The following is a 19828-nucleotide window of genomic DNA, read 5'->3' as shown; positions in this document are numbered from 1 at the left end:
CGGCGATACTCGCCGAACAGCCGTCTCACCCGCCCACGCCAAAGACAACGCCATCGGCCTTCTGCTTAAGTTCTGGCCAGAGCTCAGGGCTGTCCACAAAGGCATTCCCACTTTTCAAAATAGTAACTGTCTTGACAGAGGGCATATTCTCATTAAACCACCTCTGCATCTCCTTAAAAAAATCCATCGATCCGGCAAAGCCGGTATCCACAAGGTAGATGGTCTTATTTTCAAGTGTATCAAGCCTTGGCGCCATGCGAAGGGGCGCAAGCTCATCCATGGAAAGTTTGGGCTGTGTATCAGGGTTGCGGTTAGCAAGTATACCTGCACCTGCCTCACCTACCCTTCCGAAGATACCTGATGGCTGCCCCCTTGGATCAAGGACAGTAAGCATAACACCATCCCTTACAGCAGACCCTGATGGTACATTGCCTTTCTCACATCCCCAGAATGATGTTAAAAGGAACATTCCGGCAATGACAAAACTGATTTGTTTTCTGTCGATAAAATCTGATAACCTCATTATCTCCTCCACGATTCAGGTTGATGTGGCTTTCATCCAAGGTATATCCTTTTTTAAGATAAAAACCGGTGAAAGCATACATATCATGCACAACAGACGTGCATTTCATGTCTTTTGAATGTTTGGTTAATGACTAAATTGGTTTAACACTACCGGACATATCAAGTTAAATCAACATGTTTATATTCGCATAGATATCGGCATGTTCCTTGCTTTATTAATTCTGTTATTCTTGATTTTCCAGAAGTATCATTGTGATTCACTGGCAATAGGCTGGTTTTATAAGAGATGGATGCATTTCAAAATTATTGACTTAGGTATAAGGCTTAGAGACAAGGTATGTTTACCAGCCGGTTTTCCGGAAGGCCTTGTCCCTATTGACAGGACAAAAGGAGACAAAAATGCAAAGGTATAATTCACAAATTTTAGTATCAGGCTTTATTATATTGGCGAGTCTTATTTTTACAGGCTGTAAAAGCTGGGAATACGATGTTGATAAAAATGGCATCCATTTCAAAAAGATCTTTCAACCCGAGTCAGGCACTGTCATAGGTTACATGACAGAGGATCATGAAATAGATGGTTTTCCATGCGAAAAGGGGTGGATACACTTCAGGGAGGACTCTCAGTTGAGGTTATTCCAGTTGAGTAAGGATTTCATGTATAAAGGGACTCTTCTTCCCGCCCACACATGGTTTCTTTTTCCATACAATGATGTTACCGGACACATATGCGCATTTCCATATGATTACATGGTACAAGGTTATCTTTGCAAGGGGAGTGGAGGCCCAAAAGGTGTAAGCACAGCATTCTATGACAGCGGGAAGTTAAGGAGTTTTTATCCCACTGAAGAGGTCATGATAGATGGCGTGCCATGCAAGACCACCCTGCTTGTTAATATCAATCTGCATGAAAATGGAAATCTGAAGAGCTGCAAACTGGCTGAGGATTACCAGATAAAAAATAATACAATAAGAAAAGGTATGCTTATAGAATTTGATGATAATGGGAAATTGAAATAAAGACCCTTGATTACCATTTTTCTATCTATTATAGTCCATACCAGCATGTAGCCCCTTTTATGGGGCCATGATCAATCCCTTTTAAACATATAGACTCAAGGAGGTAAAATGCTTATCAAACATTCAAGCTGTTTTATGCTGCTGGCAATGCTGACACTCTTCACATTTGCATGCAGCAATGAACCCCAGCAGCAAAAAACCGATACATCCGCACAAGCCATAGCACCAGAGGTTAAAGAGGTACCTGCTATGACCGCAACAGTTGCTGTAACAGGTGGCACTATTGAGGGCATAGAGCTTGACGGCATATTTTCATATAAAGGCATTCCTTTTGCCGCACCGCCTGTTGGTGAAAACAGGTGGAAATCACCCCGGCCTGTTGTCCCGTGGCAAGGGGTGAAGAAGACAGACAAATTTGCACCCGGCCCCATGCAGGACACCGCCTTTGGCGCAATGCTGGGCGGCCCGCAGGATATAAGCGAAGACTGCCTGTATCTTAATGTCTGGACAGGGGCAAAAAAGATCGATGAAAAGCTGCCTGTAATGGTCTGGATATATGGGGGCGGATTCGGCATAGGCATGACAAGTTCACCTGCCTATGACGGCACAAACCTGGCAAAAAAGGGGGTTGTGCTGGTAAGCGTTGCCTACCGTTTAGGCCCAATGGGTTTTCTGGCCCATCCTGAACTCAGCGCAGAAAGTGGCGGCGGTTCAGGCACATACGGCATACAGGATCAGATCGCGGGCCTAAAATGGGTAAAAGACAACATTTCCAGTTTTGGCGGAGACCCGGGGAATGTTACCATTTTCGGTGAATCCGCAGGTGGTTTTTCTGTCTTTATGCTTACAGCATCACCTGCGGCTAAAGGCCTTTTTCAACGCGCTATTTCAGAGAGCGGCGGTGGTTTAGGCCCTGCAAGGTTGACACTTGCACAGGCTGAAGAGCTTGGTAAGAAATATCTGAGCGATCTTGGTGCAGGTAACATTGCGGCTGCCCGCACCCTGAGCGCAGAGGAAATCCAGAAAAACACCAAGGGTATGGGGAGTTTCTGGCCTGTGCCTGATGGAATAATCATCCCAGCTAACATGTATGAGATATATGAAACCGGCGCATTTAATGACACCCCTGTACTTATCGGGTCAAACTCCAATGAAGGCGGATTGTTCGTAAATCAGCCTATGAACAGTGCGTCATTCAAGGCAATGGTAAAAGGGCAGTATGCCGCTGCAGCAGAGGATATTCTCAAGGCATACCCGCACGCTACCGATGAAGAGGCGACCCAGTCTGCAAAGGATCTTATGCGCGAATCGACATTTGCATGGCCCACATGGGCATGGGCAAGACTCCATTCCCTTAAATCAGGAAACAGGGCATATGTCTATTACTTTGACCACCGCATAGAGGGTATACCTGGCGGCGCGAACCATGCTGCTGAAATACCATATGTATTTAATAACCTTGGGGGCCCCGGCCCAATGAACAGCAGACCTGCCACCCAGACAGATATTGCATTAAGTGAGCTTATGGGCGCCTACTGGATAAACTTTGCCAGAACAGGTGACCCCAATGGTGAAGGGTTACCCGACTGGCCCGCATTTATTGAAAATGAAAACATGGTTATGTATATAGATGGTGAAACCGGCCCTAAAAAACACCCTGACCTTGATAAGATTATGGCCTTTGATGCATATTTTTCAAAGCTAAGAGAAGGGGCAGACAAAAATTAATCTTCCTCAATTCTAAAAAGTACCTGCACCGGAAAAAACAACCGGCGGGTACTTTTTAACATAAACATACTTTGACATGCCTGATTCGATACGCTAATATCCCCTGAAATTCATGATATTTAACCGTCAGACACAGAGAATCTTTTGTAAGTTTTTTTCGTATGGAGAGGCTTTCCCATGAATCAGGAGCGTATCGAGCGAAGACTCAGCGGCATCCTCATAGCTGATGTAGCAGGTTACAGCAGGCTAATGGAAGATGATGAAGAGTGGACCATCCATAACCTGGAAGAAAATAAAAAGCTTATGGAGACGCTAATATCAGACTTCCAGGGCCGTGTTGTTGATTCCCCTGGTGACAATATACTTGCCGAATTCAACAGCGTGGTGAACGCGGTTGAGTGCGCCATATTGATACAGAAGGAATTAGCAGCCAAATATGCTTCTCTCCCGGAAAATAAAAAAATGCAGTTCAGGATAGGCATTAACCTGGGTGATGTAATCATAAAGGATAACAGTATCTATGGTGACGGCGTTAATGCCGCAGCCCGCATACAATCTTTATCCGACCCTGGCGGGATCAACATTTCCAGGTATGTATATGACCAGGTAAAAAGAAAGATAGACGTACAGTATGAATACCTTGGAGAACACCAGGTGAAAAATCTGGATGAACCTGTCCGCATCTATAAAATTATCCCTGGAGATAAACCGGACAGTGAGGCAAATGGGACAAGGGCAACTGAAAAGGCATCCTTTAACAGGATGGCTTATCCTTTGCCTGAAAGGCCATCAATAGCTGTCATGCCATTTGTTAACCTGAGCGGAGAGGCTGACCAGGAATTTTTCTGCGACGGCCTTACAGAGGAGATCATTACAGGCCTTTCAAAAAACCCAGAGCTGTTTGTTATTGCCAGAAACTCTTCTTTCTTTTTTAAAAACAGACCGGTCAAGGCACAGCAGGTGAGTGAGGAGCTTGGGGTCAGGTATATACTTGAAGGGAGTGTAAGAAAGCAGGGCAACCGCGTCAGGGTTACTGTCCAGTTGATTGATGCGGTAAAGGGTTATCATATATGGTCAGAACGATATGACCGTGAGATGGTAGACATCTTTACTCTTCAGTCAGAGATTACCACACAGATATCCATTGAACTGCGCATAAAGCTTATTGGCGGTGATGTGGTACGGCGCTATTTTGGAAAAGACCCCCATTACTATGAGACCTATCTCTCTCTTATAAAGTACCTCCTTGAAGAAAACCATGAAATGGCAAAGGTTACTGCTGAAAAGCTTATCAGCATCGCGCCATCAGAACCTGAAGGTTATTACGGGGTAGGCATATATCATATCTATCAGATCCTCTATGAAAGGAGCGATGACCCTGCATTATCCCTGAAACTTGCAGAAGAATATGCTGAAAAGGCATATGCGCTGGATAAAACATACGGCTACACCATGCTTCTTTATGCCTATATTGACCTGTTAAAAGAAAATAGTAAGAGCGCAATATCCCGTCTTGAAAAATGGGTTGATCTGGAGCCAAATGCCGCAATGGCCCACTATTTTCTTGGTTATTTTCATTACCTGACGGGTGAATATGAAAAGGCCATACAGTTCATTGAAAGGGCTATACGTCTTGACCCCTACCCCTACGCAGATTTTTTTGTCTACCTTGGCGCAGTCTATTCTGTGCCTTTTCATAACAGACTCTTTAACCATGAAAAAGCAAAAGAATATGGTGAAAAGGCCCTCAAGATTAATCCGAACAACCTCAAGGCACACTGCATGCTTGCAGGTGTATATTCTGTTGATAATGATATGGACAAGGCAAAATATCACGCCTCTGAGGTGCTTCGCATTGCACCCAATTTTACACTCAAGGTCTATGAATCTTATATGAGGATACAGAAAGACAAGGAGCTGCTTGATTACAAGATAGAATCCTTGCGAAAAATCGGCATCCCGGAAAAATAAAATTTAAATTTTACAAAAAATTCACTTGACACAAATAAAAGATTTGAATACTATACCTTTCCAATAGGAATTGTATTGATGAGCAGCTTATGAGAATTACATATAAAGGTGATTATGCATTAAAGGCTGTACTTGACCTGGCCCTCCATTATGACATGGAACTGGTAAGGAGTCAGGAGATGGCCAAACGGATTGATGCCCCTCAAAAGTTTCTTGAGCAGGTACTGCTGGAGCTGAGAAAGGGCAGGCTTATTGAAAGCAGGCGAGGGAGCATAGGCGGTTACAGGCTTTCAAAGTCGCCTGACAAGATTACTGTAGGCGATGTCGTCAGGCTGATAGATGGGGATATTGAGCCCATATCATGCGCTAAAGCTGGTTATACAGAATGCACTGATATCGCAAGATGTGTCTTCAGGGGGATATGGCAAAAGGTGGCAAAATCAGCATCAGAGATAGTTGACAGCGTAACCTTTGAGGATCTGGTTAACCAGATAAAAGAAAAATACGCTGAACCTGATTATGTAATATAGGAAGGTTCAGCTTTGTAATGGTCAAGGAATTAAATAAAAAAGGCCTCGTTTCAATGATCATGGGCCATTATTAAAAAGGCAGTTGGTGGGACATAGAATGATAAGCATATTCAAAAAAACCTGTATGATAATGTATATGTGTAATATGGCCATGTGCTGTACCTGCGGCAGCAGGGGGGCTTTTATGTGAGAAGAGGAGAATTAATTAACTCACCGTAAAGAGAACCCGCCCTGCTAGGTCAATAAACCGGCATAGCGGGTTTTTTATTTTTAGTTATAAACATGTTTTTAAAAAATTATCAGGGTTCATTATTAAACAATTAACAGGAAAGGAAAAAAGAGATGACAGCAATCGACAACAAGCTAAAAATCGAGACCCTGGCGCTGCATGGCGGGCAGGAGGCTGATCCCACTACCGGATCAAGGGCGGTGCCCATTTACCAGACAACATCATACCAGTTCAGGAGCAGCGATCATGCGGCAAGCCTGTTTGGGCTGGCGGAGTTCGGGAACATCTATACAAGGCTCATGAACCCGACAACAGATGTATTTGAAAAGAGGATAGCTGCCCTGGATGGGGGCATAGGGGCGCTGGCAGTTGCAAGCGGGCAGTCTGCCATAACACTGGCATTACTTAACATTGCACAGGCAGGGGATGAGATAGTCTCAGCCGATAACCTCTATGGCGGCACCTATAACCTGTTTCATTACACCTTTAAAAGGCTCGGGATAAATGTAAAATTTGTTAAATCCAATGATCTGGAAGCATTTCAAAGGGCCATAACACCTAAGACAAAGGCGATCTACGCAGAATCCATCGGCAACCCGAAACTGGATGTTGCAGACCTTGAAGGCATAGCAGCGGTTGCACATAAGAACGGAATACCCTTTGTGCTGGATAACACAGTATCACCCTATATATTAAGACCCATAGACTTTGGAGTAGATATTGCAGTCTACTCTGCCACAAAGTTTATCGGCGGGCATGGTACAAGCCTGGGAGGGGTTATAGTGGATTCGGGCAAGTTTGACTGGACAAACGGTAAGTTCCCCCTTATAGCTGATCCGGACCCAAGCTATCATGGGATAAACTTTGTTGAGGCGCTTAAACCCCTTGGAAACCTGGCCTATATCTTAAAGGCAAGGGTAACCCTTTTAAGGGATGTTGGCCCTGCCCTTTCACCCTTTAACGCATTCCTCTTTCTCCAGGGGCTTGAAACCCTGCATTTGAGGATGCCTCGGCACTCTACCAACGCCCTTGGGGTAGCTGCATATCTTAAGAAACACCCGAAGGTGAACTGGGTAAATTATCCAGGTCTTGATGACAGCCCGGAAAATGAGCGGGCACAGAAGTACCTTAAACATGGCGCAGGCGCAATACTTGGCTTTGGCATAAAGGGTGGTAAAGAGGCAGGTAAAACATTTATTGATTCGCTTCAACTGATATCACACCTTGCCAATGTGGGGGATGCAAAGAGCCTTGCCATACACCCTGCAACAACCACTCATCAGCAGCTTTCCGCTGATGAACAGCTTGCGACAGGTGTTACCCCTGACTTTATAAGGCTTTCAATAGGCATAGAGCATATTGATGATATTATTTCAGATATAGAGCAGGCGCTGGCGAGGGTTTAGCAGCATAGCCATATTAACAGGCATCGGTGTTATCAGGGGCTCACATTTTTCTGATAACCCGGTGCCAAAACCAAACAACTAAAAGGCGGAACAAAACAATGAAAAGATCAATAAATAGTAAATATGGATTTGAAACCTCATCTATTCATACCGGAGATAGGCCTGACAAGGCATATGGGGCCATCTCTTTTCCAATATACCAACAACGGCCACTGTGATGTTATTGGGGGCGCTGTTGTCACCACAACTGATGAGCTTACACAGAGGGTGCAGTTTCTCATTAATGCAATGGGCACAGCCGCCTCCCCATTTGACTGCTGGCTTGTCATGAGGGGCATTGAAACCCTTGCGTTGAGGGTAAAGCAGCATGAGAAAAACGCCTTTGCAGCAGCAGAATACCTTGAGGGCCACTCAAAGGTTGAAAAGGTCTATTTCCCCGGGCTTATTTCACACCCCGGTCATGATATCGCAGCAAGGCAGATGACAGGTTTCGGGGGAGTAGTCTCATTTGAGATAAAGGGCGGTATTCCTGAAGTAAAATATTTTTAAAAAGGCTCAGGATATTCCAGGTTGCAGAATCCCTTGGCGGCCCGGTCTCACTTGCAGAACTTGCAGCAACCATGAGTCATGCCTCAATGGCAGAGTCTCATAGAAAAAAGACAGGGATAAAGGATAATCTTATTAGGCTATCAATAGGGCTGGAAACAGTCGATGACCTGATAAAAGACCTGGATAAGGCGTTAAAGTGAAATTGGAGCAGTATCATCATGAGAAGATATAGCATTACAATACTATTGATACTTTTAATAGCAATCATTGCATCTTTGCCAGTAAAAGCCCATGCAAGTGGAAAGAAAACATTGCTGAATGTATCCTATGACCCGACACGGAAATTTTATCAGGAGATCAACCTTGCTTTCAATGAGTACTGGCAGAAAGTCAATTCCACAGCGGTTGATATCAGGCAGTCTCACGGCGGAAGCGGTAAGCAGGCCAGGTCAGTAATTGACGGCCTTCATGCTGATGTTGTTACCCTGGCCCTTGCCTATGATATTGATTCCATCGCTGACAAGAGTGATCTCCTGCCAAAGGAGTGGCAGAAACGTTTTCCAAATAACAGTTCACCCTACACATCAACGATTGTATTGCTTGTACGAAAAAACAATCCCAAAAAAATAAAGGACTGGGATGATCTTGCAAAACCAGGTCTTGCTGTGATTACCCCCAACCCCAAGACCTCCGGAGGGGCGCGCTGGAATTACCTTGCTGCGTGGGGATATGCCCTGTTGAAATGGGGCAACGGCGAGGAAAAGGCTAAAGAGTTTGTCAAGGCCATATACAAGAACGTACCGATCCTTGATTCAGGCGCAAGGGGTTCTACAACCACATTTATAGAACGTAAGATAGGTGATGTGCTCATTTCATGGGAGAATGAGGCCTACCTGGTTGTGAATAAACCAGGCAAGGATGAGTATGAAATAGTTGTGCCTTCTATCAGCATACTTGCAGAACCACCAGTTGCAATTATTGATCGTAATGCGGAGAGACATGGAACAGCCGACCTGGCAAAGGCCTATATCCAATTTCTTTATAGTGAACATGGTCAGGAGATCGCAGCGAAAAATTACTACCGCCCCAGGCTTGAATCTGTTTTATGCAAATATACTGCACAGTTTCAGGAGGTAAATCTCATTACAATCGAAGATATCTTCGGGGGATGGGAAAAGGCACATGCAACCCATTTTGCAGACAGGGGAATTTTTGACCAGATTTATCAGGCATACTGATCATGGATTACAGTGGCTGTTTGCCTTTAATAAGTTGAAGGATTAATAGGGCAGCTCAATTATCGGATAATTATAATGGATACTGAAAATTTAAAAAGCAGAAAACAATATCAGAGGGTGCTCCCCGGTTTCAATCTGACCCTTGGATACACTATATTTTACATCGGGATCATTGTACTCATCCCGCTTTCAGCACTGGTATTTAAGAGCGCAGGGATGACATGGTCTGATTTCATTGAAACAGTTACATCTCCGCGGGTTATGGCCTCATACAGGGTCACATTTGGGGCGGCTATTGTTGCAGCCTTAATAAATGTTATTTTTGGATCAATCACCGCATGGGTACTTGTCAGATACAGGTTTACAGGCAGAAATCTTGTTGATGCACTGATTGATCTCCCATTTGCACTGCCAACAGCAGTAATAGGCATAACCTTGGCAACAGTTTATTCATCAAATGGATGGATTGGCGCCGTTACTGAGCCTCTCGGGCTTAAGATTGCATATACTCCAATGGGCATTGTCATTGCAATGACAGTAATCGGCCTTCCTTTTGTGGTACGAACACTTCAGCCGGTTATAGAGGATATAGAAAAGGAGGCTGAAGAGGCGGCTCTCTGCCTGGGAGCTAATCGCCTGCAGACAATCCGTTATATAATTTTTCCCGTTTTAGCGCCTTCCATGCTTACAGGATTTGCCTTAAGCCTTGGAAGATCAATAGGTGAATATGGTTCAATAATATTTATTGCCGGAAACATGCCGATGATCTCAGAGATTACCTCGCTTTTAATAATAACCAAGCTGGAACAGTTTGATTATTCCGGGGCAACGGCGATTGCACTGGTAATGCTTGCAGCATCATTTGTTCTGTTGTTTGCAATAAACATTCTACAAAGATGGAGCAGAAAATATGCCGAAGCATAAGGTATTAGACGCTGTTACCCTTGATAGCGCTCTAACAGAGCCGCTTTTTGTCCGCTGGCTGCTTATTGGTGTGACAATAGTTTTTCTTGGCTTGTTTCTCATTCTGCCGGTTATTGCACTCTTCAGCAAGGCATTTGAAAATGGCATCCCGGCCTATTTTGCAGCTCTTGTGGATCCGGATGCCCTTTCAGCAATAAAACTGACATTGTTAACAGCCGCTATAACTGTACCTCTTAACCTTATTTTCGGTCTGGCAGCCGCCTGGGCCATTACAAAGTTCAGGTTCCCCGGCAAAAATCTGCTAATTACGCTGATAGACCTCCCTTTTTCTGTCTCACCCGTGATAGCAGGGCTCATATTCGTCCTTGTGTTTGGGTTACATGGCTGGTTAGGCCCATGGCTCAGCGCCTACAATATCAGGATAATATTTGCCCTTCCCGGTATTGTTCTAGCAACCATCTTTGTCACATTCCCTTTTGTTGCAAGGGAGCTTATTCCCCTGATGCAGTCCCAGGGAAGCGGAGAGGAGGAGGCGGCAATTGTGCTCGGGGCAAATGGTTTTCAGATTTTTTTAAGGGTAACACTCCCCAATATCTGGTGGGGAGTGGTTTATGGTGTTGTAATATGCAATGCACGCGCCATGGGTGAATTTGGGGCTGTATCGGTTGTCTCTGGTCATATACGTGGAGCAACAAACACGATCCCCCTGTATGTAGAGATACTTTACAATGAATATGATTTTTCGGCCGCATTTGCAGTTGCATCGCTCCTTGCTCTTCTTGCGATTTTCACACTTGTTGTTAAGAAGCTGGCAGAGTGGAAGATTGGACACCGTGAACAAAACAGTAAAATATCGGGTAAAACAGGCAGGGAGTCAATGAATGTTACAGCCGGGGCGCCGGACTTTGCACAATCTTCTTTTATAGATGCACCGGTAAAGTTTTATCAAGATGAGGGGAATTAATAAATGGGAATTTCGATAAACAATGTGAGTAAAAAGTTTGGTGATTTTGAGGCGCTTAAAGATGTGAACATTGAGATATGCGATGGGGAACTTACAGCATTATTGGGGCCTTCAGGATCAGGAAAGACTACCCTGCTCCGAATCATAGCCGGGCTTGAGATCGCCGATTCAGGCGTGATCCTGATAAATGGAGAAGATGCCTCATATCGCCATATACGTGAAAGAAGAGTCGGTTTTGTTTTTCAGCACTATGCCCTGTTTCGTCACATGACAGTATTCGACAATATCGCCTTTAGCCTGAAGATCAGGAAGAGAAAAGAGCGCCCTTCAAAGGGTGAGATAAAAGAGAGGGCAAATAAACTGCTCAGGCTTGTGCAACTTGAGGGCCTCAGGAATCGTTATCCCTCACAGCTTTCAGGTGGGCAGAGGCAGAGGGTGGCGCTTGCGAGGGCACTTGCCATGGAACCAAAGATACTGCTCCTTGATGAGCCATTTGGCGCCCTTGATGCCAGGGTCAGGGCAGAATTAAGAGGGTGGTTAAGGGATCTTCATGATGAGATTCATATAACGAGTATATTTGTTACCCATGACCAGGAGGAGGCGCTCGAGGTGGCAGACACGATTATTGTCATGAATAAAGGGGGGATAGAGCAGACCGGCACACCTGAAGAGGTTTACAATAATCCAAAAAATCCCTTTGTGTTCAATTTTTTGGGAAACGTCAACCTGTTTCATGGAAGGATCAATGAAGCCTCCACCTTTATGGCCGGCATGGATAAGGGGGCATCTATTTTGGCTGCGGCGAACGGGGAGCAAACAATAGGATATGTGAGATCTCAGGATATCGACATTGATCGTGAATCATCATACTTATCAGGTATACCTGCCACTGTAAAAGATATCCGAACAGTTGGCCCTGTTGCACGTGTCAGCCTTATAGTCGTTGGAAATCCGGATGTGGTAGAGGCCGAGTTGACAAGGGATAAATACAGGGCCCTCGACTTGAAGAGCGGCGAAAAGGTCTTTGTAAGGCCCAAAAATGTAAAGGTCTTTGTCGAGGACTATCAGATATAAACGATTTAAAAAGGATGTTATTAAAGGAAGGCATATGAATATTTTTAAGACTCAAAACATGGATAAAATCGATTCTGCTCTTCTTCAAAAGTCCGGCCTTATTCAGCAGAAGCAAAAGGAATATTATGCCTTAAGGCTGCATGCTGTTGCAGGAGATTTCACACCGGCACAATTGAAGAAGGTTATTGAGGTCTCTGAACGTTTTGGAAAAGGGCAGATTCATCTCTCCACAAGACAGGGAATTGACATACATTTTGTTCATCAAACCCGGATTGCTGAGGCCATAAATGAGTTGCAATCAGCTGGTGTAAAAATGGGTGTAAATGGCCCCAGAATCAGGATCGTTACCGGATGCCCCGGAAACGCCACCTGTAAATTTGGTATTATCGAGACAAAGGAGATAGCACGCGAGCTGGACTTAAGGTACTTTGGAAAAGAGACCCCATATAAATTCAAGATGGCAGTTACAGGCTGCCCTAACAATTGCGCCAAGGCCAGCGAAAATGATATTGGCGTTATGGGAGGGATAGAACCGGAATGGGTAAAAGAGCAATGTATCGATTGCGGTCTGTGTGAAAAAACATGTCCTTCCAAAGCGATTATAAAGCTGAATGAGAATTATGTGCATGACAGTGAGAGATGTATAAATTGCAGCAGATGCACCTCAAGCTGCCCAACAGGCGCATGGCAGCCAAAAAAGACTGGATATATCCTCTGGCTGGGTGGGACAATGGGGAAGTTTCCAAGGATCGCAACAAAAGTCCCTGTCCTGATTGAGACAAAAGTGGAGCTATACGAACATACCAGCAGGGTAATTGAATACTATCGTGCAAATGGCCGCAAGAAAGAGCGGTTCGGTTATATGATGGAGCGAATAGGTGTCAGCGCAGTAATTAACGATATTTTGAATGACATGTAACACCATTTTGGAGGCAGGAACCTATTATGAAAAATGAAATAACAAACCTTTTAAAAATATTCAGGGATAAAACTGCTGAGGAACTGCTCAAATATTTCCTCACAGGGTTTTCCAATAAGCCAGATAGCCGCATAGCACTTGCATCCAGTCTCGGTGCTGAAGACCAGGTGCTGACCCATATGATGGTAAAAATATTACCGGAGGCCCGTTTCTTTATACTTGATACAGGACGGCTTCACCCTGAGACCTATGAACTTATGGAGAGGACAATGGTTAGATACAATATACATTATGAAATCCTGTTTCCTGATTATTCTGATATTGAGGATATGGTGGGTAAACACGGGCCAAATCTTTTTTATAAATGCATAGAAAACCGCAAACTGTGCTGCAATATTAGAAAGCTTAAACCCCTTGGCAGGGTTCTCTCTACACTTGATGTCTGGGTTACAGGTCTTAGAAGATCTCAGTCAACAACAAGATCAGAGATTGAGAAGATAGAATGGGATGAGGGTAATGGTCTTATCAAACTAAACCCCCTTGCTGATTGGAGCGAAAAGGAGGTATGGGGTTATATAAAAAAACATGAGATCCCCTATAACAGGCTTCATGACAGGGGGTTCCCAAGCATTGGCTGTGAGCCATGCACAAAGGCGATCGAGCCTGGTGATGATATAAGGGCAGGCAGATGGTGGTGGGAATCTCCTGAACAAAAGGAGTGCGGTCTGCATATTGTCGATGGAAAACTTGTAAGGAAGAGAGGATAAATAGTATGGATCATCTAGAAAGACTTGAAGCTCAGAGCGTTTATATATTCAGAGAGGCATACCGTGAATTTAAAAATCTGGTCATGCTCTGGTCAATCGGAAAGGACAGCACCGTGCTGCTCTGGCTGGCGAGAAAGGCTTTTTTCGGACACGTGCCGCTGCCTCTTCTGCACATAGACACACATTTTAAGATCCCTGAAATGATCGAGTACCGTGACAGGCTTGCCAGGGAGTGGCGGTTAAACATAATCTATGGAGAAAATAGTGAGGCTTTGAAAACAAAGGCAACCTTTCCTGATGGGAACTGTGACAGGATCACCTGCTGCGGGAATCTCAAGATAAAGGCGCTCAAATATACCCTTTCAGGTGAATGGCCAAGGTACCGCTTTGATCATAAGCTTGATAAATATGTAATTGATTCCAATACCGAGCAGTACACAGGCGTTATTACAGGGGTGCGTGCTGATGAGGAGGGAAGCCGCTCAAAAGAGAGATATTTCTCGCCAAGAGACAAGGATAATGACTGGGATGTGGGTGATCAGCCGCCTGAGCTGTGGAACCAGTTCAAAACAGATTTTGCACCAGGCACACATGTGAGAATACACCCTCTTCTTGACTGGACTGAGCTTAATATCTGGGAATATATCGAGCGCGAAAATATCCCGACTGTTTCCTTGTACTATAACAAAGGTGATGGAAAACGATACCGCTCATTAGGATGCTGGCCATGCACCATGCCTGTAGAATCAGAGGCACGGACAGTCAGTGAGATCATCAGGGAATTGAAGGAGGGTAAATTCTCAAATATTGCTGAGAGGGCCGGCAGGGAACAGGACAAGGAAGATGGTGGAGGGCTTGAGACACTTAGAAGGGACGGGTATATGTAAAATGGAAAGAGATCAGTTAAACATAGTTATTGTTGGCCATGTAGATCACGGTAAAAGCACTGTCATGGGCAGGCTGCTTGCTGATACAGGCGCATTGCCTGAAGGCAGGCTCGAAGCGGTTAAGTCCCTTTGCGCAAAGACAGCAAAACCTTTTGAGTATGCCTTTCTCCTTGATGCCCTGAAGGATGAAAGGGACCAGGGTATTACCATTGACAGCGCAAGGTGCTTTTTCAAGACAGCCTCAAGAGATTACATTGTGATTGATGCGCCCGGTCACATTGAATTTCTGAAAAATATGGTGACAGGCGCAGCAAGGGCAGAGGCTGCTCTGCTTGTAATAGCTGCTGATGAAGGTATTCAGGAGAATAGTAAACGCCACGGGTACCTCGCCTCAATGCTTGGAATCAGTCAGGTGACAGTGCTTATTAACAAAATGGATCTGGTTAATTATGACCAAGAGGTCTATAACAGACTGGCATCTGAATATTCCGCCTTTCTTAAAAAGTTGAAGGTAAAACCTGTTTCGTTTATTCCGATCAGCGCACGTAATGGAGAAAATTTAACGCATCCATCCAATCTGATGCAGTGGTACAATGGCCCAACTGTCTTGGAACAGCTTGATGCCTTTGGAAATAAAAAAGGCAAAGAGCTCCTCCCCCTCAGATTTCCGGTTCAGGATATCTACAAGTTTACAGAAGAGGGGGATGACCGCCGTATTATAGCCGGCACAATAGAATCAGGTGTGGTGAGTGTTGGCGATGAGATAATATTTCTTCCATCAAAAAAGAGATCAAGGGTACAGAGCATTGAGGCCTTTAATACTTCTCCTAAATCAAATGCCCATGCAGGTGAGGCAATTGGCATTACCCTTGAAGATCAACTGTATACCAGGCCGGGCGAGATAATTGCCTCTGGCAGAGATAGTCAACCGAAGGTCAGCTCCCGGTTGAAGGCCAATATATTCTGGATGGGGAGATCTCCTCTTGTTAAGAGAAGGAGTTACAAGCTCAAGCTTGCTACCTCACGGATGTCAGCAACAGTCGCTGAAATCACCCATGTACTTGATGCCTCGGACCTGCATATGAATCATAATAAGCAGCAGTTGGACAGACATGACGTTGGTGAGGTTATCATTGAGACATCAAAACCCATTGCATTTGATCCGGTTGCTGATTTCGAAGGGACAGGGAGATTTGTTCTTGTGGACAATTATGAGATAGCCGGAGGAGGTATTATTCTTGATGAGGCAGAAAGGGAAGGAGCCCTTTTAAATGAGCAGATACGCACCCGTGAAATCGCATGGGAAAAAGGATATATCACGAATGTTGACAGGGCTGCCAAAAATAATCATAGTTCTAAATTTATTCTATTTGCCGGTGAAGAGTATAAATCAATTGAGGATTATGCCAGAGAGCTGGAACAAAGACTTTTTAACGCAGGGCATCAAAGCTACTACATTGGCCTTGACAATGTGCTTTCAGGTCTGGCCCAGAATATGGAACAGAGTGCTATTGACCCGGGTTATCCCATAAGAATCATGGGTGAGCTCGCAAGAATTATGACCGACTCTGGAATGATCCTAATTTCAGCGGTCTCCGGGATTGATGACTATGATCTTGAAATTTTAAAACAGCTTAATTCCCCGGCGGAATTTCTTGTTGTATGCATCGGGCTAAACCCTTTTACGCAGTATCCTGTTGATTTAACCATTCCGGTTAAAACGCCCATCGATGAGGTTATGCAGAGGATTACAGATCTCCTTAGAGAAAAGGAGGTGATACCTGAATATATTATTTAGCGCTGAAAGCTAAATCCAGAAACAACCTCTTTCTGGATGGACACTATATAATATTATCTCACTGTTTCCACAGGACCTGACGGTTCCATGATCCACTCCTGCATGGAGCCGTCATAGACCTTTACATTTGTGTAACCGAGCATCTCTGTAAGCAGATAGCTCCATACAGAGGAAAATGGCCCGGCGCCGCAATAGAAAATCAGCTCCTGTGACCTCTCTTTACCGATCACATCTTGGGCCATAGCCTCAAGCTCACTTAGACCTTTCAACATCCCATTTTCATCAAAAATAAATGGGGTGGGCAGATTGACAGCCCCTTTGATATGTCCTGGTTTTGGGGCCCAGGGTTCTGTCTTTGCGCCTGAATAGACATCAGGGGTTCTATTATCAACGATAACTGTCTTGCCAATTTTATTTAGAACATAGGCTTTGGATACGACTGAAGAGGTATCTATTTTCCCATCATATTTTAAAGATTTAACAACAGGCGAATCAAGAGTTACAACCCTTTTCTCATTCACCCACTTTGAAAAACCCCCATCAGTCACAGATACATTCTTAACACCTGCAATAAGGATTGTCCATGCAACCCTTATTGCATCAGCACGGTCAAAATCGCTTATGCCTCTACCGACCACAACAATCTTTGAATCCACCTTTACCCCGATAGAACCCAGTAATTCAAGGAGCTCCTTTTCATCAGGCAGCTCCCGCACGAGCCCACTCTTCTCAACAGCCCATGAATTAACAGATACATTTATGGCGCCCGGGATATGACCTTTTTGATATTCTTCATCCTCCCTGATGTCCAGAATCGTGATCCCCGGGATATTTATATTCTGCTCCAGCCAGTCAGTGGATACAAAAGGGGGTATCTCCCTTGCCTTACAGGCAGAAGGAAGCATAACAAGAATCATCAGGAGAAGCATCACTGGCAACCGGTTTACAATTTTATATTTCATTATTTTTCTCCTGATAAATATCGATATAAATCTTTAAAGCTAATCATTGAGGTAATATAAATTTTATCTTTTATGCTTTTGTTTTCGTAGGGTCAGGATTTATTCCTGACCATTTTCAGGTGGGGTATAAAACCAAATACTGTTGACTTAAGGAAACCGCACAGGCATTTCGGCTTAATCGTCATCCCCGCCCCGTATCAAGTACGGGATAAACTTCAGCGGGGATCCACTTTATGTATTTGAAAATAAAAACAAATAGATTCCCGCTTTCGCGGGAATGACCTACCATGAATCTTAATCCAACAAAATTGGGTATAAAACCCCACCCTATTTTTTAAATATAAGCCGCAGCCTTAAATGCAGACATTACCGCAGGCCCAACAAGCCCCGGTTTAATAGCGTCTCCAACAACAAACACCTCTGTTTCAGGTGCTGAATGTCTCAATGCATCTGCCACATCATGCTTTGATGACATCCCTATTGCAAGAAGGACTGTATCAGCATCAAATTCAACCCTTTCGTTAGTCTTTAAATTGGTGCACATTATAGATTTATCCTTTACCTCATCCAGCCTGCTGTTCAGGTGCACAGGTATCTTAAGCTCTTTTATAAGTTCCTGTAATTCATAAGCAGCACCGCTCGCTGAACCTGACAGGTGATCAAGATTAGGGGCCATCTCTATCAGGCTTACATCATTACCGTGCTGTTTCAGGTCAATGGCGCACTCCACCCCAACAGCGCCTGCGCCTATGATAACAACCTTTCCATTTATCTTTACCTTACCTGTACATGCGTCAGGGGCCCAGTGTACATGCCCCTTTTTGATTCCCGGAAGATTTGGAACTATTGGCCTTGAACCCACAGCTATGATGATGGCATCATAATTTTCCCTGTCCAGCACCTCTTTTGTTGCCTCTGTGTTAAGAAGCACTTTTGCCTTTGCCTTTTTTGTCTGGCACTGGAGATAACTCAGGTAATCCCTGAAATCCTGTTTAAAGGGATGCACTGAACCCGGCACGATCAATCCGCCGATCTTGTCAGTCATTTCATAGAGTGTAACATCATGGCCGCGGTCAATCAGTGTAAGCATGGCTACTACGCCTGCCGGCCCTCCGCCAATAACTGCAACCTTTTTCTTTATTTCTGCCTTTTTAACCTTGCCATCCGGGAATTCCCTTTCATTACCCAGGTATGGATTCACCGCGCAGTTAATAACAGCAGGGATCATGAGCCTCTTTCCGCAGTACTGGCAGCGGAGGCATGGCCGGTGATCATCTTCCATGCCAAGCGCATATTTGCGCGGCATTTCAGGGTCGGCTAAAAGAGGTCGGCACATGGCAACAAAATCGGCCTTTCCTGAAGCGATGATCTCCTCTGCCATTTGAATATTCATGATCGAGCCGACAGTAGCCACCTTAAGGTTGGGGAATGCCTTTTTTACATCAGCGGCATAATGGACATTGTACATCCTCTCCATCATATAGTTCTGCCACCAGTTGCGCATATATTTTATCTCGCCGTGAAGACCTGCTGAGACATGAAGTATATCAAGCTTGTCTTTGATGATATCAATATACTTCAGGGTCTCATCAAAATGCATCCCATCAGGATTGATCTCATCAGCCGAGATGCGCATCTCAATAACAAAATCATTCCCGCACATCTCACGCACCTTGTCCAGAACCTCTACAGTAAACCTGGCCCTGTTCTCAAGCGAGCCGCCATACTCATCAGTGCGTTTATTATAGAGGGGGCTTGAAAACTGCGAAATGAGATTGCCGTGCCCTCCATGAATCATAACCATATTAAAACCGGCCCTTTTACAGCGCAGCGAGGCGGCGCCATATTTATAGACAGTGGAATCTATCTTGGCCTGATCCATCTCTATGGTCGGCCTCGGTTCCCTTCCAGCCATCTTGGCGCGCCATTTCTCGATCGGCGGAATAAATGATGAGGCGCTGTATGCAGGCTTGCCCGTTCTGTCAGGGTCAGAGTCCTTGCCATTGTGGTTAACCTCCAGGTTGGGCTGTGCCCCGAAATCAAGACATGCCTCCACATACCGTGTTAATGGAAGGATACAGTCATCAGAGCTCAGATCAAGCTGACGCTCTTCATCCCGCGCCTCTTTGTAATCAATCATCGAATTACCGACATTTATTACTGCCACGCCGCCCCTTGAAAATGACCTGAACATGTCAACAAAGTCGTTTGTCACCATTCCCTCATCATTCGCCAGATTAGGTGAGGGTGGAGCCAGCATTATGCGGTTTTTAAAATCAATACCCCTGATTCTTATTGGTGCAAAAACATGACTGTATTTTGATCCCATTTTGCCTC

Annotated in this window: 18 protein-coding genes; 15 read left to right on the top strand and 3 right to left on the bottom strand. The window is 44.7% G+C overall.

Going from position 1 to position 19828, the window contains the following annotated elements; all coding sequences use genetic code 11:
• Positions 1 to 25 precede the first annotated feature (25 nt).
• Positions 26 to 523, bottom strand: coding sequence for a hypothetical protein (locus GX654_18960; GenBank protein NLD38945.1), 498 nt, complete (start codon positions 521 to 523; stop codon positions 26 to 28).
• 401 nt (positions 524 to 924) lie between these two features.
• Between GX654_18960 and GX654_18955 the strand changes: the two genes are divergently transcribed.
• The 15 genes from GX654_18955 to GX654_18885 all read left to right on the top strand — a co-directional run bounded on the left by GX654_18955 (position 925) and on the right by GX654_18885 (position 16529).
• Positions 925 to 1545: a hypothetical protein gene (locus GX654_18955; protein NLD38944.1), complete on the top strand. Its 621-nt coding sequence runs from the start codon at positions 925 to 927 to the stop codon at positions 1543 to 1545.
• A 249-nt stretch (positions 1546 to 1794) separates the two neighbouring features.
• Positions 1795 to 3273, top strand: coding sequence for a carboxylesterase family protein (locus GX654_18950; protein ID NLD38943.1), 1479 nt, complete (start codon positions 1795 to 1797; stop codon positions 3271 to 3273).
• Positions 3274 to 3450: 177 nt separating this feature from the next.
• A complete protein-coding gene (locus tag GX654_18945; GenBank protein ID NLD38942.1) occupies positions 3451 to 5244 on the top strand; it encodes a tetratricopeptide repeat protein in 1794 nt (597 codons plus the stop codon).
• 89 nt (positions 5245 to 5333) lie between these two features.
• Positions 5334 to 5774 (top strand): Rrf2 family transcriptional regulator, encoded by a 441-nt coding sequence (locus GX654_18940; GenBank protein NLD38941.1) that lies wholly within the window; start codon positions 5334 to 5336, stop codon positions 5772 to 5774.
• Between the two features lie 342 nt (positions 5775 to 6116).
• A complete protein-coding gene (locus GX654_18935) occupies positions 6117 to 7409 on the top strand; it encodes an O-acetylhomoserine aminocarboxypropyltransferase/cysteine synthase (protein NLD38940.1) in 1293 nt (430 codons plus the stop codon).
• A 123-nt stretch (positions 7410 to 7532) separates the two neighbouring features.
• Complete coding sequence (locus GX654_18930) at positions 7533 to 7958, top strand: hypothetical protein (protein ID NLD38939.1); 426 nt, start codon at positions 7533 to 7535, stop codon at positions 7956 to 7958.
• Positions 7949 to 8158, top strand: coding sequence for a hypothetical protein (locus GX654_18925; protein NLD38938.1), 210 nt, complete (start codon positions 7949 to 7951; stop codon positions 8156 to 8158). Before GX654_18930 ends, GX654_18925 begins: the two co-directional genes overlap by 10 nt.
• 18 nt (positions 8159 to 8176) lie before the next feature.
• Positions 8177 to 9196, top strand: coding sequence for a sulfate ABC transporter substrate-binding protein (locus tag GX654_18920; protein ID NLD38937.1), 1020 nt, complete (start codon positions 8177 to 8179; stop codon positions 9194 to 9196).
• A 75-nt stretch (positions 9197 to 9271) separates the two neighbouring features.
• Positions 9272 to 10120, top strand: coding sequence for a sulfate ABC transporter permease subunit CysT (gene cysT / locus GX654_18915; GenBank protein NLD38936.1), 849 nt, complete (start codon positions 9272 to 9274; stop codon positions 10118 to 10120).
• Positions 10107 to 11084 carry a sulfate ABC transporter permease subunit CysW gene (gene cysW / locus GX654_18910; GenBank protein NLD38935.1) on the top strand — a complete coding sequence of 326 codons (978 nt, stop codon included), beginning with the start codon at positions 10107 to 10109 and terminating at the stop codon, positions 11082 to 11084. The genes cysT and cysW overlap by 14 nt, the downstream gene beginning before the upstream one ends.
• Positions 11085 to 11087: 3 nt before the next feature.
• Positions 11088 to 12158 (top strand): sulfate/molybdate ABC transporter ATP-binding protein, encoded by a 1071-nt coding sequence (locus GX654_18905; GenBank protein ID NLD38934.1) that lies wholly within the window; start codon positions 11088 to 11090, stop codon positions 12156 to 12158.
• A 58-nt stretch (positions 12159 to 12216) separates the two neighbouring features.
• Positions 12217 to 13077: a 4Fe-4S binding protein gene (locus tag GX654_18900; GenBank protein ID NLD38933.1), complete on the top strand. Its 861-nt coding sequence runs from the start codon at positions 12217 to 12219 to the stop codon at positions 13075 to 13077.
• A gap of 26 nt (positions 13078 to 13103) precedes the next feature.
• Positions 13104 to 13844, top strand: coding sequence for a phosphoadenylyl-sulfate reductase (locus tag GX654_18895; protein ID NLD38932.1), 741 nt, complete (start codon positions 13104 to 13106; stop codon positions 13842 to 13844).
• 5 nt (positions 13845 to 13849) lie between these two features.
• On the top strand, positions 13850 to 14731 hold the full coding sequence (locus tag GX654_18890; GenBank protein NLD38931.1) for a sulfate adenylyltransferase subunit 2: 882 nt from the start codon (positions 13850 to 13852) through the stop codon (positions 14729 to 14731).
• A 1-nt stretch (position 14732) separates the two neighbouring features.
• On the top strand, positions 14733 to 16529 hold the full coding sequence (locus tag GX654_18885; protein NLD38930.1) for an adenylyl-sulfate kinase: 1797 nt from the start codon (positions 14733 to 14735) through the stop codon (positions 16527 to 16529).
• A 53-nt stretch (positions 16530 to 16582) separates the two neighbouring features.
• Here the strand turns inward: GX654_18885 and GX654_18880 are convergent, their stop codons facing one another.
• Positions 16583 to 17491, bottom strand: a complete 909-nt coding sequence (locus tag GX654_18880) for a sulfurtransferase (protein NLD38929.1) — start codon at positions 17489 to 17491, stop codon at positions 16583 to 16585.
• A 334-nt stretch (positions 17492 to 17825) separates the two neighbouring features.
• Positions 17826 to 19820, bottom strand: coding sequence for an FAD-dependent oxidoreductase (locus GX654_18875; protein ID NLD38928.1), 1995 nt, complete (start codon positions 19818 to 19820; stop codon positions 17826 to 17828).
• Positions 19821 to 19828: the final 8 nt, after the last annotated feature.

The sequence above is a fragment of the Desulfatiglans sp. genome (genome assembly GCA_012513605.1).
Classification (GTDB): Bacteria; Desulfobacterota; DSM-4660; order Desulfatiglandales; family HGW-15; genus JAAZBV01.
Note: the sequence above shows the minus strand (reverse complement) of the source record. Positions and strands in the feature narration are given on the sequence as shown.

What these genes read in the sequence shown, in the direction of transcription:
- GX654_18960 (NLD38945.1), bottom strand. Translation starts at nt 523, where the DNA reads ATGAGGTTATCAGATTTTATCGACAGAAAACAAATCAGTTTTGTCATT.
- GX654_18955 (NLD38944.1), top strand. Translation starts at nt 925, where the DNA reads ATGCAAAGGTATAATTCACAAATTTTAGTATCAGGCTTTATTATATTG.
- GX654_18950 (NLD38943.1), top strand. Translation starts at nt 1,795, where the DNA reads ATGACCGCAACAGTTGCTGTAACAGGTGGCACTATTGAGGGCATAGAG.
- GX654_18945 (NLD38942.1), top strand. Translation starts at nt 3,451, where the DNA reads ATGAATCAGGAGCGTATCGAGCGAAGACTCAGCGGCATCCTCATAGCT.
- GX654_18940 (NLD38941.1), top strand. Translation starts at nt 5,334, where the DNA reads ATGAGAATTACATATAAAGGTGATTATGCATTAAAGGCTGTACTTGAC.
- GX654_18935 (NLD38940.1), top strand. Translation starts at nt 6,117, where the DNA reads ATGACAGCAATCGACAACAAGCTAAAAATCGAGACCCTGGCGCTGCAT.
- GX654_18930 (NLD38939.1), top strand. Translation starts at nt 7,533, where the DNA reads ATGGATTTGAAACCTCATCTATTCATACCGGAGATAGGCCTGACAAGG.
- GX654_18920 (NLD38937.1), top strand. Translation starts at nt 8,177, where the DNA reads ATGAGAAGATATAGCATTACAATACTATTGATACTTTTAATAGCAATC.
- cysT (NLD38936.1), top strand. Translation starts at nt 9,272, where the DNA reads ATGGATACTGAAAATTTAAAAAGCAGAAAACAATATCAGAGGGTGCTC.
- cysW (NLD38935.1), top strand. Translation starts at nt 10,107, where the DNA reads ATGCCGAAGCATAAGGTATTAGACGCTGTTACCCTTGATAGCGCTCTA.
- GX654_18905 (NLD38934.1), top strand. Translation starts at nt 11,088, where the DNA reads ATGGGAATTTCGATAAACAATGTGAGTAAAAAGTTTGGTGATTTTGAG.
- GX654_18900 (NLD38933.1), top strand. Translation starts at nt 12,217, where the DNA reads ATGGATAAAATCGATTCTGCTCTTCTTCAAAAGTCCGGCCTTATTCAG.
- GX654_18895 (NLD38932.1), top strand. Translation starts at nt 13,104, where the DNA reads ATGAAAAATGAAATAACAAACCTTTTAAAAATATTCAGGGATAAAACT.
- GX654_18890 (NLD38931.1), top strand. Translation starts at nt 13,850, where the DNA reads ATGGATCATCTAGAAAGACTTGAAGCTCAGAGCGTTTATATATTCAGA.
- GX654_18885 (NLD38930.1), top strand. Translation starts at nt 14,733, where the DNA reads ATGGAAAGAGATCAGTTAAACATAGTTATTGTTGGCCATGTAGATCAC.
- GX654_18880 (NLD38929.1), bottom strand. Translation starts at nt 17,491, where the DNA reads ATGAAATATAAAATTGTAAACCGGTTGCCAGTGATGCTTCTCCTGATG.
- GX654_18875 (NLD38928.1), bottom strand. Translation starts at nt 19,820, where the DNA reads ATGGGATCAAAATACAGTCATGTTTTTGCACCAATAAGAATCAGGGGT.